Annotated in this window: 13 protein-coding genes and 3 pseudogenes; 8 read left to right on the top strand and 8 right to left on the bottom strand. The window is 67.3% G+C overall.

Features of this window, described 5'->3' with window-relative positions; genetic code table 11:
* The 3 genes from FZ025_RS07810 to FZ025_RS07820 are packed head-to-tail and all read right to left on the bottom strand — an operon-like array spanning position 1 to position 2,383.
* Positions 1-519 carry a TRAP transporter small permease gene (locus FZ025_RS07810; RefSeq protein ID WP_046979171.1) on the bottom strand — a complete coding sequence of 173 codons (519 nt, stop codon included), beginning with the start codon at positions 517-519 and terminating at the stop codon, positions 1-3.
* 10 nt (positions 520-529) lie between these two features.
* A complete protein-coding gene (locus tag FZ025_RS07815) occupies positions 530-1,522 on the bottom strand; it encodes a TRAP transporter substrate-binding protein (protein ID WP_046979170.1) in 993 nt (330 codons plus the stop codon).
* Positions 1,523-1,558: 36 nt separating this feature from the next.
* On the bottom strand, positions 1,559-2,383 hold the full coding sequence (locus tag FZ025_RS07820; RefSeq protein WP_046979169.1) for a 2-keto-4-pentenoate hydratase: 825 nt from the start codon (positions 2,381-2,383) through the stop codon (positions 1,559-1,561).
* A 241-nt stretch (positions 2,384-2,624) separates the two neighbouring features.
* Here FZ025_RS07820 and FZ025_RS07825 point away from each other — a divergent pair, with 241 nt between their 5' ends.
* Both FZ025_RS07825 and FZ025_RS07830 read left to right on the top strand, forming a co-directional pair.
* Positions 2,625-3,803, top strand: a complete 1,179-nt coding sequence (locus FZ025_RS07825; RefSeq protein WP_104558403.1) for an alpha/beta hydrolase — start codon at positions 2,625-2,627, stop codon at positions 3,801-3,803.
* A 186-nt stretch (positions 3,804-3,989) separates the two neighbouring features.
* Positions 3,990-5,645 carry a carboxylesterase/lipase family protein gene (locus FZ025_RS07830; protein WP_046978225.1) on the top strand — a complete coding sequence of 552 codons (1,656 nt, stop codon included), beginning with the start codon at positions 3,990-3,992 and terminating at the stop codon, positions 5,643-5,645.
* Between the two features lie 110 nt (positions 5,646-5,755).
* On the opposite strand, the pseudogene FZ025_RS07835 reads toward FZ025_RS07830, so the two are convergent.
* Positions 5,756-5,911 (bottom strand): annotated as a pseudogene (locus FZ025_RS07835) (DUF779 domain-containing protein); the annotation flags it as partial.
* Positions 5,911-6,939 (bottom strand): alcohol dehydrogenase AdhP, encoded by a 1,029-nt coding sequence (gene adhP, locus FZ025_RS07840; RefSeq protein WP_046978224.1) that lies wholly within the window; start codon positions 6,937-6,939, stop codon positions 5,911-5,913. The gene adhP and the pseudogene FZ025_RS07835, both read right to left, overlap by 1 nt.
* A gap of 95 nt (positions 6,940-7,034) precedes the next feature.
* Here adhP and FZ025_RS07845 point away from each other — a divergent pair.
* A pseudogene (locus FZ025_RS07845) lies at positions 7,035-7,145 on the top strand (sigma 54-interacting transcriptional regulator); the annotation flags it as partial.
* Positions 7,146-7,413: 268 nt separating this feature from the next.
* On the opposite strand, the pseudogene xopAP reads toward FZ025_RS07845, so the two are convergent.
* Together xopAP and FZ025_RS07860 are read right to left on the bottom strand one after the other, a co-directional pair.
* A pseudogene (xopAP, locus tag FZ025_RS07855) lies at positions 7,414-8,695 on the bottom strand (XopAP family type III secretion system effector); the annotation flags it as partial.
* Between the two features lie 147 nt (positions 8,696-8,842).
* Positions 8,843-10,963, bottom strand: a complete 2,121-nt coding sequence (locus FZ025_RS07860) for a TonB-dependent receptor family protein (RefSeq protein ID WP_046978223.1) — start codon at positions 10,961-10,963, stop codon at positions 8,843-8,845.
* A 151-nt stretch (positions 10,964-11,114) separates the two neighbouring features.
* On the opposite strand from FZ025_RS07860, the gene FZ025_RS07865 reads away from it, so the two are divergent.
* On the top strand, positions 11,115-12,317 hold the full coding sequence (locus FZ025_RS07865) for an amino acid aminotransferase (RefSeq protein WP_046978222.1): 1,203 nt from the start codon (positions 11,115-11,117) through the stop codon (positions 12,315-12,317).
* 51 nt (positions 12,318-12,368) lie between these two features.
* Here the strand turns inward: FZ025_RS07865 and FZ025_RS07870 are convergent, their stop codons facing one another.
* Positions 12,369-13,769, bottom strand: coding sequence for an IS701 family transposase (locus FZ025_RS07870; protein WP_244292483.1), 1,401 nt, complete (start codon positions 13,767-13,769; stop codon positions 12,369-12,371).
* Here FZ025_RS07870 and FZ025_RS07875 point away from each other — a divergent pair.
* From FZ025_RS07875 to FZ025_RS07890, 4 genes are all read left to right on the top strand, one after another.
* On the top strand, positions 13,768-14,085 hold the full coding sequence (locus FZ025_RS07875; protein ID WP_046978221.1) for a hypothetical protein: 318 nt from the start codon (positions 13,768-13,770) through the stop codon (positions 14,083-14,085). The two genes, FZ025_RS07870 and FZ025_RS07875, sit on opposite strands and share 2 nt — an antisense overlap.
* 168 nt (positions 14,086-14,253) lie before the next feature.
* Positions 14,254-14,670 (top strand): lysozyme, encoded by a 417-nt coding sequence (locus FZ025_RS07880; protein WP_244292485.1) that lies wholly within the window; start codon positions 14,254-14,256, stop codon positions 14,668-14,670.
* A 281-nt stretch (positions 14,671-14,951) separates the two neighbouring features.
* Positions 14,952-15,533, top strand: a complete 582-nt coding sequence (locus FZ025_RS07885; RefSeq protein WP_146093528.1) for a hypothetical protein — start codon at positions 14,952-14,954, stop codon at positions 15,531-15,533.
* A 170-nt stretch (positions 15,534-15,703) separates the two neighbouring features.
* On the top strand, positions 15,704-16,486 hold the full coding sequence (locus FZ025_RS07890) for a hypothetical protein (protein ID WP_158185538.1): 783 nt from the start codon (positions 15,704-15,706) through the stop codon (positions 16,484-16,486).
* The last annotated feature ends 376 nt before the right edge of the window (positions 16,487-16,862 follow it).

Raw genomic sequence — 16,862 nt, forward strand, 5'->3', positions numbered from 1 at the left:
TCAGTTCACTCCTTCAGCGGTGGCCGGACGCAGCACCTGCCACGCCTGGTACAGCGCGAATACGCTCATCAGCGCACCGCCGATCGACAGCGGCAGGTAGTTGATGCTCTGCGGCAGCGTGGCGCCGGCCATCTTGATGTCCAGTCCGTCCAGCAACAGCACCCCGCCCCACCAGGCGATCACCGCGCCGATGGCGGCGATCATCAGCGGACGGATCAGGTCGATCGCCCGGCGCACGTGCGCATGCAGCTTCTCGGCCAGCAGGAAGAAACCGAAATGGCGCCGCGTATGCACGCCCGCGGCCGCGGCCAGGCTCATCGCGGTGCTCAGCAGCAGCAGCGTCACCGGCTCGGTCCAGCTCGGCGAATCGTTGAGCACGTAGCGGGTGAACACCTGCCAGCCCTGCACCACCACCAGCCCGAGCAGGGCGGCGGCGGCGATGCCGATGGCGAGGTTGGAGATCCGGTCCAGCAGCCGCTGCAGCGGCACCGCCGGGACGGCAATGGCGGGGTCGGTCATCGGCATGGCCTCAGGCGAAATCGCGGATGCGGCGGTACAGGGTTTCGATCTCCGGCTGCTGCCGGTAGTCGGCCAGCAGCGGCGTGGCGGCCTTGCGGAAGGCAGGCATGTCGACCTCGTTGACCTCCACGCCGTAGTCGAGCACTTCCTGGCGCGCCTGCGCCTCGGACGCGTCCCACAGCGTGCGCATCACCGCCACCGATTGCCGCGCGGTCTCCACCACCAGCGCGCGGTCGCCGGGCGACAGCACCTGGAAGCTGCGCCGCGACATCACCAGCACGTCCGGCGCGTAGGAATGCTCGCTCCGCGACCAGTAGCGCGCGGCCTCGAAATGGCGGCTGGACTGGAAACTGCGCATGTTGTTCTCGGCGCCGTCGATCATGTGCGTCTCCATCGCCGAGAAGGTCTCGCCCAGCGACATCGGCGTCGGATTGGCGCCGAGCATGCGCATCAGCTTGAGGAAGATGTCCGACGAGGCCACGCGCAACTTGAGACCATGCAGGTCTTCGGGCCGCTGCAGCGGGTGCTTGGTGTTGTAGAAGCAGCGCGCGCCGCAGTCGTAGATGGCCAGGCCGACCAGGCCGCGCTGCTCGAAGCTGGCCAGGATGCTGTGGCCGACATGGCCGTCGATCGCGCGGCGCAGGTGCGGCACCGAGTCGAACACGTACGGCAGGCACAGCGCCTGGGTCAGCGGGAAGGCGTTGTTGAGCGCACCGGAATAGACCCGGGTGATGTCGATGGCGCCGAAGCGGGCCATGTCGATCGCCTCGGCTTCGCGGCCGAGCTGGCCGGAGTGGTACTGGCGCAGCTTCAGCCGCCCGCCGGTCTGCCGTTCCAGGGTCTGCCCGAACCAGCGCACCGCCTCCACGGTGGGATAGTCGGCCACGTGCACGTCGCTGGCGGTGAGCAGCTGGCTGCCGCGGCCGGCCTGGGCCAGCGTGCCCAGCGGGGCGGCCGCGGCCGCGGCCAGTCCGGCACCGAGGAAACCTCTACGAGTGATCATGCTGCGCCCTCCCGCGCGTCGTCGGCATGTCGCGGCTCAGGCCGCGACCGCCCTGCAATGAAGTTCGCCATAGCCGTCGAAACGGATCGTCGCGTGCTGGCCGATGGCGATGTCGTGGATGCCGGTGGCATTGCCGGTGGCGATCAGCTCGCCGCGCTTGAGCGGCCGGCCGCGCCGCGCCGAGCGTGCCAGCGCGAACGCGAACGCGGTGCGCAGCCCGCCCGGCAACAGGGTGGCACCGCCGCTGCCGACGCGTTGGCCCTCGATCAAGGTTTCCGCCAGTAGCGCGGATTCGTCCAGCGTGGCCCAGTCGGCGACCTGCGGCCCCAGGAGCAGGCCGTTGTTGTTGCCGAAGTCGGAGATCACCACGCGCGGTCCGAGCTGGTTGATCGTGGCCAGCGGGCTGCTGGCCACTTCCACGCCGATGAACAGCGTGGACGGCACCTGCGCGGCCTGCTCCGCGGTCCAGTGCAACTGGTCGGCCGGCACGTCCGCATCCAGCCGCAGCACGTACTCGGCCTCGACCGCACCGAAGCCGCCGGCGAACACCGGGATGTCGGTTGTTCCACCGGTAGCATTCCATAGCGCCGCGGCGAAGATCGGGCCGAGCAGGCGCTCGTCGCCGGAGTGGTCGCGGCGCTCGGCGGCGATGTAGCCGACCTTCCAGCCGACCACCTGGTCCGGCCACTGCGCGATCGCCAGGTCCTGCACGCGGTAGGCGGTTTCCAGGTCGTCGGGAATGGTGCCGGGGAAATCGGGCAGCGAGCGGCCCTGCTGGCGGGCCTGCACGAAGCGGGCCGCGATGGCGGCCAGCGCGGGCGGTGGCGTGTCCGACGGGCCGGAATGAGTGCTCAAGGGCATCTCCGCAAGAATGTGGGGATCGGAAAGAAGTGCTGCGCCGGGCATCGACAGCGCGTTGCGCAGTTGTATATGGTAAACCGGTGTCATTGGCAATGTGCGGTGCGGCAAAAAGCCGGGATTGGGGATTTGGGAGTGGGGATTCGCTGCAGCGCTGCGACCGAATCCCTTCTGCAAGACCCGTCGCTTGCGCGGCGCCATGCGAGCGGATTAGCTGCACATCCTTGACCTGGGAGGGCGACGGATGCGGAACACGACGACAACGGGACGCGCCGGCGTGGCGCATGCGGATGCGGCCGACGGCTGCGTCGACGACGACGGCCGGCAGGGCCGGGCCTCGCGCACGCTCCTGCGGCACGCGGCCGGTGGGCTGGCGCTGGCGTGGCGCAATCGCCGGCATGGCGCGCTGAGCGTCTTGCTGGCACTGGCGCTCGGCGGCCCCGCGGTCGCGGCCGAACATCCAGGCAACGAGACCGCGGCCGAGCAAGCGGCGCGCATCCCGCTGTGGCCGGATCCGGCGCCAGGCTCCGTGCCCGGCCCCGACCAGGCGCGCATCGTCGAGCGCAGCGACGACCCGGCGCTGCCCGACCGTGCCATCAGCGGCCGCTACCAGCCCTACCTGGTGGTGTACCGGCCGCAGACGCCGAACGGCAGCGCCCTGCTGGTCGCGCCCGGCGGCGGCTATGCGCGCATCGTACTGGACAAGGAAGGCACGGCCTTGCTGCCGATCTTCGCCGAACAGGCAGGCATCACCCTGTTCGTGCTGCGTTATCGGCTGCCCGATGCGGAAGCGGCGGGCGCCAACGCGGCGGCGCAGCGCGACCTGCCGCTGGCCGATGCGCAGCGCGCGCTGCGCCTGATCCGCGCGCGCGCCGCCGACTATGGCGTGGACCCGCAGCGGGTCGGCGCGATCGGCTTCTCCGCTGGCGGCCATGTCGCCGCCAGCCTCGGCACCCGCTACGACGAGCGCATCTACCCGGCGCGCGATGCGATCGACCGGCTCAGCGCGCGGCCGGACTTCCTGCTGCTGCTATACCCGGTCATCGACATGGGTAGCGGCACCGCGGCGCATACCGGTTCGCGCCTGCGGCTGCTCGGTCGCCACCCCGATGCCGCCACGATGAGCGCCTATTCGCTGCAGAATCGCGTGATCCCGGCGATGCCGCCGACCTTCCTGGTGCACGCGCAGGACGACCGGGTGGTGCCGGTGGAGAACAGCTTGCTGTTCTACCAGGCGCTGCGCCAGGCCGGGGTGCCGGCGGAACTGCACCTGTTCGCGCACGGCGGCCATGGCTTCGGCACCCGCGGCATCGCCGGCCTGCCGCTGGCGGCATGGCCGGCGCTGGCGCTGGAATGGATGCGCAGCGTGCAGGGCGATGCGGCCGCGCTGGCGCCGATTCCGCCTGCCGCGCCGAAGCAGTAGCGGGCGTCGCCGCGATGCCATGCACACCGCCATGACCGAGCGCCCGAACGCCGCCCGCATCGGGCCGCCCTGCGCGGCGCTCGCCACAGGCATGCCGAACTGCACCCAGCCGACCCTTTCCGCTGCCGGCCCGGGCCCGGGCCCTTGCCCGTGGCCGGCGGCGCTTGCCCACGGACGCCGCCACGCATGACCACGCCCGCCGCCATCCCACCTGCCGACCTTGCCGCCACCGCACCCGACGACCACGGCCGGCGCCGCTTCCTGCACGGCAGCGCGCTCGGCGCACTGGCATTGAGCGGCGCCTTGCCTGGCGGCAGCGCCGCCGCCGCGCCCGCGCCCGCCGACTTGCAAGCACCGCTGGCGCGGACCCGCAGCGGCCGCATCCGCGGCTACCGCGAGCAGGGCGTGCAGGTGTTCAAGGGCATTCCCTATGGCGCCGACACCGCACAGCGCCGTTTCCAGCCGGCGCTGCAGGAGCAGCCCTGGCGCGGCGTGCGCGATTGCAGCGGCTACGCCTCTTCCGCGCCGCAGCTCAAGCTCGACCCGGTCAGCGAGGACTGCCTGTTCCTCAACGTGTGGACGCCCGCCCTGCGCGACGGCGCAAAGCGCCCGATCCTGTTCTACATCCACGGCGGCGCCTACAACAACGGCTCCGGCAGCGATCCGCTGTACGACGGCGCGCGCCTGTGCCGGCGCGGCGACGTGGTGGCGATCAGCGTCAACCACCGCCTCAACGCCTTCGGCTACCTGTACCTGGCGCAGCTCGGCGGCGCCGAGTTCGCCACGTCCAGCAACGTCGGCCAGCTCGACCTGGTGCAGGCGCTGCAGTGGGTGCGCGCACACGCGGCCGAGTTCGGCGGCGACGCCGGCAACGTCACCGTGTTCGGCCAGTCCGGCGGCGGCGCCAAGATCGCCACGCTGATGGCGATGCCGGCCGCGCAGGGGCTGTTCCACCGCGCCTGGACCATGAGCGGCCAGCAGGTCACCGCCACCGGGCCGCGCGCGGCCACGCAGCGCGCGCAGCTGCTGCTGCAGGCGCTGCAGCTGGATGCGACGCAACTGGCGGCGCTGCGCACGCTGCCGCTGCAACGCCTGCTCGAAGCCACGCGCACGCGCGATCCGTCGCGGGTGGAGAACACGTCCCTGTACCTGGGACCAGTGCTGGACGCGCAGGTGCTGCACCGGCATCCGTTCTGGCCGGATGCGCCGCCGCAATCGGCGCGGATCCCGATGGTGATCGGCAACACCCACGACGAGACCCGCGCCTTCCTCGGCAACGATCCGGCCAACTTCGCCCTGACCTGGGACACGCTGCCGGGCAAGCTGGAGCAGGAACAGTACGTGGACCTGCCGCCGCAGATGGTGATCGCCGAATACCGGCGGCTGTATCCGCACTACACGCCGAGCGAGGTGTTCTTCGCCGCGACCACCGCCGGGCGCTCGTGGCGCGGCGCGATCGAGGCGGCCGAGGCGCGTGCGCGGCAGGGCGCGCCGACCTGGACCTATCAACTCGATTGGGGGTCGCCGCTGGACGGCGGCAAATTCGGCGCGTTCCACACCCTGGACATCCCGTTGGTGTTCGACAACATCCGCCAACCGGGTTCGCGCACCGGCGAGGGCGCCGACGCGCAGCGCGTGGCCGATGCGATGAGCCAGGCGCTGCTCGCCTTCGCCCGCCATGGCGATCCCAACCACGCCGGGCTGCCGCGCTGGCAACCGTATTCGCTGGCGCGGCGCGAGACCATGCTGTTCGACGCCGACAGCCGCCTGGCGCACGACCCGCGCGGCGGCGAACGGCGCCTCTACCAGCAGGTGCCGTTCGTGCAGCGCGGGACGTTCTGAGGCGGCCGCTGCCGGGCAGCCGGTGGATCGCTTGCTTCGTTGTCGGCAGGCCGTGGCAGCGGCTTCATCCGGATCGCATGCGCCAGCGCACCCTCGATCTAGACGGCCTGCGGATAGCGCATCGGCGAGGACCCGTCGCAACAGCCGCCGGACTGATGGAACAGCAACGGCCCATGCCGCGCGCGCCGCGTGTCGATCCGCTGCAGCGCCGGCAGCCTCGCCAGCACCTGCAGCGGGACGCCGGCAGCGGGCGCGGCGCGGCGCATCAGGCCGCCATGTCCAGCACGATGCGGCCTTCGATCTGGCCGGCGCGCATGCGCGCGAACACCTCGTTGATGTTCTCCAGCGTGTCGGTGGCCACGGTCGCGGCGACCTTGCCCTGCTCGGCGAAGTCCAGCGATTCCTGCAGGTCCAGGCGGGTGCCGACGATGGAGCCGCGCACGGTCACCCCGTTGAGCACCATGCCGAAGATGTCCAGCGGGAACTGGCCCGGCGGCAGCCCGTTCAGCGACACCGTGCCGCCGCGGCGGACCATGCCGATCGCCTGCTCGAACGCCTTCGGCGACACCGCGGTGACCAGCGCGCCGTGCGCGCCGCCGATCTCCTTCTTCAGGTAGGCCACCGGATCGGTGGTCAGCGCGTTGACCGTCACCGTGGCGCCCAGGCGCCGGGCCAGCGCCAGCTTGGCATCGTCCACATCCACCGCGGCCACGTTCAGGCCCATCGCCTTGGCGTACTGCACCGCCATGTGGCCGAGCCCGCCGATACCGGAGATCACCACCCAGTTGCCGGGCTTGGTGTCGGTGACCTTCAGGCCCTTGTACACGGTGACGCCGGCGCACAGGATCGGCGCGACCTCGACGAAACCGATGTTGTCCGGCAGGTGGCCGACGTAATCGGCGTTGGCCAGCGCGTATTCGGCGAAACCGCCGTTGACCGAGTAGCCGGAGTTCTGCTGCGCCTCGCACAGCGTCTCCCAGCCGCCCAGGCAGTGTTCGCAATGCCCGCAGGCCGAGTACAGCCACGGGATGCCGACCCGGTCGCCTTCCTTGACGTGGCCCACGCCGGCGCCGACCGCGACCACGTGGCCCACGCCCTCGTGGCCGGGGATGAATGGCGGGTTCGGCTTGACCGGCCAGTCGCCCTCGGCCGCGTGCAGGTCGGTATGGCACACGCCGCAGGCCTCGATCTTGACCAGGATGTCGCCGGCCTGCGGCCGCGGCACCTCCACTTCCTCGATCGTCAACGGCTGGCCGAATGCGCGGACCACGGCGGCCTTCATTGTCTTGTCCATCGAAACGCTCCTGTAGCAACGGTGACGCCAGCATCGCGCGTCCGGCGACGGGCTGCCTTGATCCAAATCAGTAATCGCTGGCCGGCGAAGCGGCGGCCGCGCGCGCCGCCAAGCCGTTCGTCGCGGTCGACTGCGCGGCGCTGCCGGAAGGCCTGATCGAGGCCGCACTGTTCGGCGACGAGGACGGTGCCTTCACCGGCGCGCGCAGCGCAACGGCGGCGGACATGTCGCTGCGCACGACCGCTCTGCACAGCCTCGCCCTGGCGGCAACCTCGCCCGCACCGCACGCCAGCTCGGGCTCAGCCGCAGCACGCTGTAGCGCCGGCTCGGCCGCGGCGTACGCTGCGCGATCGCACCGCCGCGCCGGTGCCGCACGGGGAGATCGAGGCCGCCATGGCCGGCTTCTTCGCTGCGCTCACTGGCCGCGCCGGATCGCGCGCCGTCCTCGAAACAGGCACGAACCCGGAGGCCTCGCTCCGACCCGGTCTTGTGCGGCGGTTCACGACGCAGCAGAAACCGGATTGAACGGTTTCCATCGGGAAACACGCGAGCCCTCGGCTGACGCTGGCGGCACCTGCACGGGCGCGAAGATGCGTTGCAGCTCCGCTTGTTCGATCGTGGAAAGGAAATAATCGCGCCACGGCAGCAACTCGTGATTTTCCGCCGGATTGACGCTGCTCGCCGGCGAGTCGATGCAGGTGACAAACTGCGCAAAACGATCTCCGCTGACGCTGCCGGCGCGATCGGAATCGGCACCTGCGTCGTGGTGCCAGTGCGGGTGATGCATGAACAATGGCGTGGACTGGACCGGATCCAGCGCGCGGGCGAACTGGCGCAGCGTGAATCGCAATGAACTTTTCTCCGACCTCAGGGTGTCCACGTAGAGCGTCTCGATGCCCGCCTGCCCCAGGCGTGGCGGGTTGAAGGCATAGACGCTGACCTTGCCGCTTGCCCCGGCCGCACGCAGGAAGTGCGCGATATCGAAGCCGGCGATCGTGGCCGCTGCCGCGCCCAGGCTATGTCCCGACAATGAAATCGACAGCGCCTTGCCGCTGTCCCGTGCGAGTTCCGAGTAGCGCGTCAGCACCTGCTTCATGACGGCCCCATCCCTGCGCGGCTGTCGCGCTTCGGACTGCCACCATTCCTGCCAGCCCGCCCCCACCTTCCCCAGCGTTGGCAGGCGCGCATCGAACGTATTGACGTGCGGCTGGGCGATTTGGCTCCTCACGTCGCACAACAGATCGTTGGCATCATCCAATCGCGTCCCCGAAAAACCCAGCGCAACGACGACCGTGTCGTCAGTCGAGCCTTCCCACAGTTTCAACCGATGCGTGGACATCGGCGCGTCGAAACGGAGCCGGCCGATATCGGGTACCGCCGCCAGATCGACCGTATAGGCTTCGCCGGCGCATGCGCGCATGCATTCGAGCACCACGCGGCAGCGCAGCTCCAGTTGCGGATCCTGCCCGGGCGACTGCGCCGATTCGCCATCCACCTGGGCAATCGCACTGGCGAGATCGGCGCTTGGCGCATCGATGTGCAGCCGCCTCACCGCAGATGATTGCGCCACGCATGCCTTGACCGAACGCGGCGCAGCGCGAACTCGCCTGATAGGCGCAGGGACGAGGCTGGCGACCGCACCTGCACATTCGAGCGCGTGGCGTGTGGAGACGGCAGCGCACGCATGCGCACGCGCCGCAGGCGCGCCGGATTCGACGGACGCCGCCGCCGCTGGCAGCAGACGTGGCAAAGACATCAACGCGGTTCGCATTCGACACCTTTCGAAGGTTTCCCTCTGGATCTTAGCCACGCCCCTGCTTTGCGAGCGGTCCGGAGCGAAATCCCGTATGAAAATCGGTAGCTGGCCAGGCAAGGGCGGTCGCGCGTCCCCGGCCAGCTGCGCTCAGTGCGCGAAATCCCATTGCAGTCCGACCGTATAGCCGCGATCCGGCCCCGGCTCGTAGTAGCGGCCATTGCTGTCGTTGACGATGACCGAGCCGATGTAGGCGTGGTCGAGCGCGTTGTCGATGCGCGCGAAGGTGCGCAACGCGCCATGCGTCGTGCTCCAGCGGCGCGAGGCCTCCAGGTTCAGCAGCGCGTAGCCGGGGGCGGTCTCGGTGGCCAGGTCGTTGGCCACGGTGTCGCCAGCGGCCACGGCTTCGACCGCGAACTGCCACGCGCGCGGCTGCCACTGCCAGCGCGCGAAGAACTGCTGGCGCGGCACCCCGGGCAGGCGCGCACCGGCCGCCACCCGCGCGGTGGGCGTGGCGCAGCCGCTGCTGGCGCAGGTCAGGTAGGCCTGGCGCACGGTCGCCTGCAGCCAGGTGTAGGACAGCTGCAGCTGCGCGGTCTGCCCCAGCGGCAGCAGGTAGCTGGCCTCGGCGCCCTGGCGGCGGGTGCGGCCGATGTTGCGGTAGGTGCTGCGGCCGTTGGTGTTGCTGGCCACCGCCAGCTCGTCGTCGGTGTTGGCGCGGAACAGCGCCGCTTCCCAGGCCGCGCCGGCCTGGTCGCGCCATTTCGCGCCGAGTTCCAGGTTCTCGCTCCTGGCCGCGGACAGGTCCAGCGCCAGGCCGGCACCGCCGTCGTTGCGGTAGCCCAGTTCGTTGAAGGTCGGGGTCTCGAAGCCGCGCCCGGCCGAGGCGTAGAAGCGCAGGTCGTCGCTGGCGCGGAACACCACCCCGGCCACCGGCGTGGTCGCCGAATAATCGGTGCGGCCGCTGTCGTCCGGATTGCGGCCGACGATGTAGGCGTCGTCGGAGCGGAACCGCACCTGGCTGTGGCGTAGGCCGGCCAGCAGCGACCAGCGCTCGCTGAACTGCCACCAGGCCTGGGCGAACTGATCCACGTTCTGCACCTGGTCCTCCTGGTCGCGGCGCAGCCGTCCCTTCACCCCCAGCGTGCTGCCGACGAAGTTCTCGTAGCCGGTGCGGTGCTGCTTCTGGCGGTCGGCATTGGCGCCGACGGTGAACTGGAACGGGCGCCCGCCGAGCTCGCCCTGCCAGGCCCAGCGCGCATCCACGCCGCCGTAGTCGCCGTCCAGGTCGATCAGCCCGCCGGCATGCAGCGGATTGGCCTGCACCGCCACCGGCACCGCCAGGTACTGCTGCACGTCGCGGCGCCCGGCGTAGCCCATCAGCCGCCAGGTCTGCTGGTCCACTTGCTGGGTGAAGATCGCCCCGGCCTGCGCCTGGCGCGTGGACTTGCGCGTGTCGAACTGGGTCGCCACGGCGGTGGCCTGCTGCGGATCGGCATGGAACTGGGCGCGGGTCAGGCCCAGCGGATCCTGCGCCCACGGCGCGTCCAGGTAGTTCAGCACCAGGTCCAGGCGCCGGCCGGGGGCCAGGTCGAAACCGAACTTGGCGTTGACCGATTCGCGCCGCGCGTGGCTGTGGTCGCGGTCGCCGTCGGTGCGGAAATGGGTGGCGGCGACGTTGTAGTGCACGTCGCCTTGCTGGCCCTGCAGCTGCGCCCCGGCGCTATACGTGCCATTGCTGCCGGCGGTGGTGCGCAGCCGCCACGGGTCGTCGGGCGCGCCGTCGCCGCTCCACAACTGCACCACGCCGCCGGAGGAGTTGCCGTACAGCGCCGAGAACGGACCGCGCAGCACCTCGATGCGCGCGGCGCCCAGCAGGTTGAAGTGCGACAGCTGGCCCTGGCCGTCCGGCATCGTCGCCGGGATGCCGTCCAGCAGCAGGCGCACGCCGCGCACGCCGAACGCCGAGCGCGCGCCGAAGCCGCGGATCGACAGCTGGGTGTCCTGCGCGTAGTTCTGGCGATCGCGGGCCAGCAGCCCAGGCACGCCGGACAAGGCCTCGGCGACCTGCACGCCGGTGCGGCTGCTGTCGCCCAGGCTGATCGCGGTCAGCGAGGCCGGCAGGTCGAAATCGTCCACGCCGGCGACCCGTGCGGCCTGCACCTGCACGACCGGCAGGGTGGTGGGATCGGCATCGGCGGCGCAGACGGCGGGCGACAGCCCCGCGGCACAGAGGCCGCAGAGCAGGGCGAGGAGAGGGCGATCGGGCATCCGCGCATCATCGCGCAAGCGCCGCCCGGCCGCACGCTGCGTAGCGCAAAGCCCCGCCACGCAAGGCCTGGGTTTGCTAGGATGGGGCGTTTGACCGCGCCGGCTCCGGTCCCTCCCGGCCCCCACCTTTCGCCACCAAACGAGTACCGCCGTGTCCTTCTTTGCAAATGTGGAACAGGTCCCAGGCGACCCGATCCTGGGCCTGACCGAGGCCTACAACGCCGATTCCCGCCCGACCAAGGTCAACCTGGGCGTGGGCATCTATTACGACGAGAGCGGCCGCATCCCGCTGCTGCGCGCCGTCCAGCAGATCGAACGGCAGCTGGCGCAGGACGCCAAACCGCGCGGCTACCTGCCGATCGACGGCCTGCCGGCCTACGACCTGGCCACGCAGAAACTGCTGTTCGGCGCCGAGTCGCCGCTGCTGGCGGCCGGCCGCGTCGCCACCTCGCAGACCATCGGCGGCAGCGGCGCGCTGCGCGTGGGCGCGGACCTGCTGAAGAAGCTGCTGTCCACCTCGACCATCGCCATCAGCAACCCGAGCTGGGAGAACCACCGCGCGGTGTTCTCGGCCGCCGGCTTCGACGTGGTCGACTACACCTATTTCGATGCGGCCACGCACGGCCTGAACTTCGACGGCATGCTCGCCGACCTGAACACCCTCGCGCCGGGCACCGTGGTGCTGCTGCACGCCTGCTGCCACAACCCGACCGGCGCCGACCTGACCCAGGAACAGTGGCGCAGCGTCGCTGCGCTACTGAAGGAGCGCCAGCTGTTCCCGTTCGTCGACATCGCCTACCAGGGCTTCGACAAGGGCATCGACGAAGACGCCTACGCGGTGCGCCTGCTGGCCGAGGCCGGCGTGGACAGCTACGTGGTCGCCAGCTCGTACTCCAAGTCGTTCTCGCTGTACGGCGAGCGCGTCGGCGCGCTGTCGGTGGTCTCGGCCACCGCGGCCGAGAGCAAGGCGGTGCAGTCGCAGGTCAAGCGCATCATCCGCACCATCTACTCCAGCCCGTCCACCCACGGCGCCGCGCTGGTGGCCGGCGTGCTCAACAGCCCCGAACTGCGCGCGATGTGGGAGCAGGAACTGACCGAGATGCGCGAGCGCATCCACGCCCTGCGCGCCGGCATGGTGCAGAAGCTGGCCGCCCTCGGCGCGCCGGAGTTCGGCTTCATCCAGCGGCAGGCCGGCATGTTCTCCTACTCGGGCCTGAGCAAGGCGCAGGTGGACCGACTGCGCGAGGAGTTCGGCATCTACGCCGTCGGCACCGGCCGCATCTGCGTGGCCGCGCTGAGCCAGGCCAACCTGGACTACGTGACCCAGGCCGTGGCGGCCGTCAACCGCGGCTGATCCAAGGCATGTAGGATTATTCCGACACGAATCGATGGGCTTTTCTTAATTCTACTGTGTTATTAGATGCGAAGTCGCTGGTAAGGCGAGATCCCGCAGCACGGGCACCGTGGCAGCCGCCTTGCGATCATTCGGGCCAGGCTGAACGCCAGTGTGGCGATCGCGTTGGGATGGTGGCGCTGCGCCGGGGCCAGATCCGCGCGGCCTGATGTCGTTGGATACGGCAGATGCCTTGAGTCGGGCGGAGCTTTTTTTACTGCGCAGCCGTTCGCGCACCAGGAATCCGTACGCTGCTATGCATAGACTTGCATGATGGTGAAAACCCCGCCAGTTGCGCCCCTCGTAGTGATGCAGGCCCAGCTCGGACTTCAGCTCCTGGTAGTCACGCTCAATGCGCCATCGGCCTTGCGCAGTGGAAACCAGCGTCTTGAGCGGCGTGTTCGCCGGTAGCGTGGAGAACCAATAGTGACGCGGCTCGGGCTCTGTCGGCGGCCATTCAATCAGCATCCACTGCGCATCATGTGGCTGGCTGTTGTGCGCCGCGCGAACTCGAACCGCAGCGAAGCGTGAGCTCAATGGCGCAGCGCTGCCTTCGCGCCAGCCGATCTGCCGAAACTTCCTCGCCGGCAGGCGCTGTGCCACCGCGTACACCGAGACCGGTGCATGTCGGGCATCGCGAACCGGCCGCGTGCGTGGGCGCCCCCCTTTGCTGCTGGCGGGCGGCGTCGGTGTGGGTTGATGCGGCCCCCACCACACCTTCGTATTGCTGCGTACGCCCACCATGTACGACAGGCCGCGGTCGGTGAGCTGCTTGCGCCAGTGGGTCTGGGTGCCGTAGGCCGCATCGGCCAGCACGATCCCTGGCGCCATCCCCGCCGCCAGGGCGCCATCGATCTGTTCCATGGCCAGCGCCGTCTTGGTCCGAAACACCCTCTGATCGGGCACACCGGTCTTCTGGCGCCGCGCGGCGTCCTGCGCCCACTCCTGGGGCAGGTACAGCCGGTATGCCACCGGCAGGCTGCCGTGCTCGTTGGACACCGACAGACTCACGGCGATCTGGCAGTTATCGATCTTGCCAAGCCGACCGCAATACTGGCGCGCAACACCGACTGAATGCGTTCCCTTCTTGGTATGGCCGGTGTCATCCACGATCCAATGGCACACCTTGCTCTTGTTCATCAGCGCCGGCAGCACCTGGGCGGCCACAACCGCGAGCAGACCTTGATCGCTCCAGTCAGCATCGGCCACCAGGTGATGCATCGACTGGTGGGCGGAACGCACGTTGTGAGGATGTACGCGTGCGGCCATGGGCTCTACGCTCTTGCGCCCCCCGGGCAACATCAGGCCCTTCAGGTACCACTGCGAGGGGAGCCGGCGATCCGCATGCGACAGCGCTGCGGCAATGACTTCTGCGTACTGCTCAAACCGTTCTTCCAACGTCTTGTCCACCATGGCCGCCTCTTCAATTGGACGTGAAGATCCTGCAACAGCACCAGAGATTAGATGGGTTTATAACACAGTAGAACTAGAGGAGATTCGCCACACCACGGCGAAGGAGCGGCGTATCTGCGACACGGTCGAGCCGGTCCTCAACCAGCATCGCCTGGTCGTGGACAAGGCCCTGATCCGCGCTGACGCAGAAGCGGACAACCACCACTACCAATTGTTCCACCAGCTGCTCTCCCGAATGACCCGCGACCGTGGCGCTGTAAAGCACGACGACCGAGTTGAGCCGCTCGCCATGGCACTCGCCTATTGGGCCGACTAGCTCGCTCGCAATGTCGAGGACGAGGAATCGCGCCGGGCGGAGGAGCTGCAGGACCAGGACTACCTCGACTTCATCCAGGCCGTCACTGGCCGCGCTGTGGCCGAGGCCAACTTCTACGACAACTTCTAGGATTCAATGCCCCCTGCAACCCAACTGTCGGCCCCGCTCGTGAAGACGAGCGAGGGCTGCCGGCTTGTCGCCTACCTGTGCCCCGCGGGCATCTGGACCATCGGCTACGGCCACGCCGGCAAGGATGTCTACGCCGGCTTGAAGATCACCCAGGAACGCGCGGAGGCGTTGCTGGTAGCCGACTTGGCCGCCGCTTCGACCATCGTCCGCAAATACGTCCGCGCGCCTCTCACAGCACCGCAGGAGGCCGCTCTGGTGTCCTTCGTGTTCAACGTGGGCATGGCCCGCTTCTCTGGCTCCACGCTCGTGCGCCGCCTCAACCAAGGCGACTACGCATGCGTCCCCACCCAGATCGCTCGCTGGAACAAGGGCACCGTCAAGGGGCAGCTCGTCGTGCTTCCCGGTTTGGTGGCTCGACGTGCGGCTGAAGCAGCTCTTTGGAAGATTCCTGCATGAGGTGTCTTCGAACCTAGCTTGGGTGCTTCACTGGTGCTAGCGCTAGGCTCGCTTCTCTTGTTCCACCCGTCCAAGGCCGCTCACCCTGCCTCTAGTAGCGCATTAGGCTTGAACGCGCATGGATTATTTCGTAGACAAATTGGAAGATGCGATATATTACTAGTCGCTAGATAGAACACCACATGGTAGATTTTTGAGCAGTCTGAATGCCAAATTGTTATTAGGCTGTGATCTAGCTAGATATTTATTTTGCCAACTACCATTAAGAAAGGAGATTCTACATGAGGTGGCAATTAACCGTCGCCTGCGCCATATTGGGTTTGGGCATGGCATTGAATAGCACCGCTCCAGCGCAGGAAGCTCCAGTAGATAATGAAGCTGCTTTGCAGGTGGCCGCGGAACTGAGCAACAACTATGCCGAACAGCAAAAAATCGCCCGGAAGAATGCCAAGATCCATTCATCATCCGGACTCACCGAATACCTAGCCAAAAATAAAACCGACGACTCACCGCTTAATTCACTCTCCCCCGCGGCGCGTAAACGCTTTATTGAATCACTTAAGTTTAACGAAAATGGTGTTACGTCGTTTTATTATGCCGACATCGAATCTCAGCTGACTAGCAGCCAAGCTTATAATTTGCTGTCTATGTTCGGTTTGCAGACCACGTTACAGTTTATGCATAAACTACGAGTAAATAGCTCTAACGACCAAGGAATTATGAGTGCCTACGGCAGCGGTAGCGGTAGCGGTAGCGGCGGCAGCATTAGCCCCGGCGCTCCGGAGGACCATAACGATTATTGGTGTAGCGGCCGCGCAACTTGCTCGCGCAACGTTGGATCAATTTGCACTGGCAATTGCTGATGCGATTTGTACCATGTGTTAACGTCGCCATCCTCTGGATGGCGACGTTCTGTGCGCACGCGGAGCCGGCCGGCCCTGTAAAAGCGGCTACTGAATCGCTCTATGATCGGTTAGCAGACTTGAACGCGCAACTACGCGACATGAGCGGGCAATCGCGAGGCGACGCAGTAGTGCTTCTCTACCGTCAGCTAACTGGCGATTTTCACCCCTGCGCGGAGGGAGCAGCTGACGACTCTATCAACGATGATCTTTTTAAAGCAACGGCATACGCAGAGCTTTACTCGCTAGAAGTTGCCGATGTTGACGCACTTGGTTGCCTATACCGAAAATTAGCTGCAACTGGCAGTCTAACCGACTGGCACACCCAAACCTACGCTGGAGCGTTAACCAGCGTCTCGCACTACTCTGAGGCCAACGAGCTACGCGAGCCTAATAATCCACTCGGCTTGCCGATCCTGCCGCAGTTGAAAATCTCTCCGGCGCTTGCATCTGCTAGCTTCAGATTTGTTTCGCTTCAAGACCGTATGCACGCAAAGGTGGAGGCATGGACTCCGAACGCCCATCGGGCACATGTCATTGCAGTAGTGCATCCGACTTGTGCCTTCTCGGTTCGTGCTTTATCGGAGATAGAACAGAAATCCGAACTAAAATGGCTACGGGACAACTTGTTCCTAGTAGTACCACCAGACGCCTCGCTAGCGCTCACCAGTTTACTAACTTGGAATACTGCGCATCCGAAGCTGGCCATGCACCCAATGTACCTTCGTCAGGACTGGAAGGCGTTGACGAGTCTGGATACACCTACGTTCTACCTAATACAAGATGGCAAAGTGCTTAACTCCTTTGATGGTTGGCCGAACCCCAAAGGACTTGTCGCTCTGCAAATTGCTATGTCGCGTGCTGACAATGGCACGACTGTTGGCGCTGGAACAGCCTCAGAGCCGCACATGTAGTTTATTGGCGTAGCTCTGCGGCGCGCGCGTGGTGCGCTGGGTTTTATATCCACCGTATGGTCGAAAAGTGGGTCGGAAATTTCTGAATGGGTATCTGACTCCGAAATGTCGCGCTACTCCCCCTCCGGGGCCGATAGCGCCCCGGGGGCATCGTGGTGGGCCTCTTCTTACCGAACTGCGCGTCACCTTGGGTGTCACGTGACGCGCTAAGTGCTTGATTCGGCATGCGCTGCGATGGATTCCCTATCCATTTGCCACCGCCTAGCGCACTGCCTGAGCACATTCCGCGCACCCGCGGTGCTCTATATGTTTGCGCGCCTGTCTTTACCTAGCTGTTGTTTTGCCTGCACGGCACACCCGCCGACCGCTGTCCGCG

It is taken from the genome of Xanthomonas hyacinthi, from assembly GCF_009769165.1.
GTDB lineage: Bacteria > Pseudomonadota > Gammaproteobacteria > Xanthomonadales > Xanthomonadaceae > Xanthomonas_A > Xanthomonas_A hyacinthi.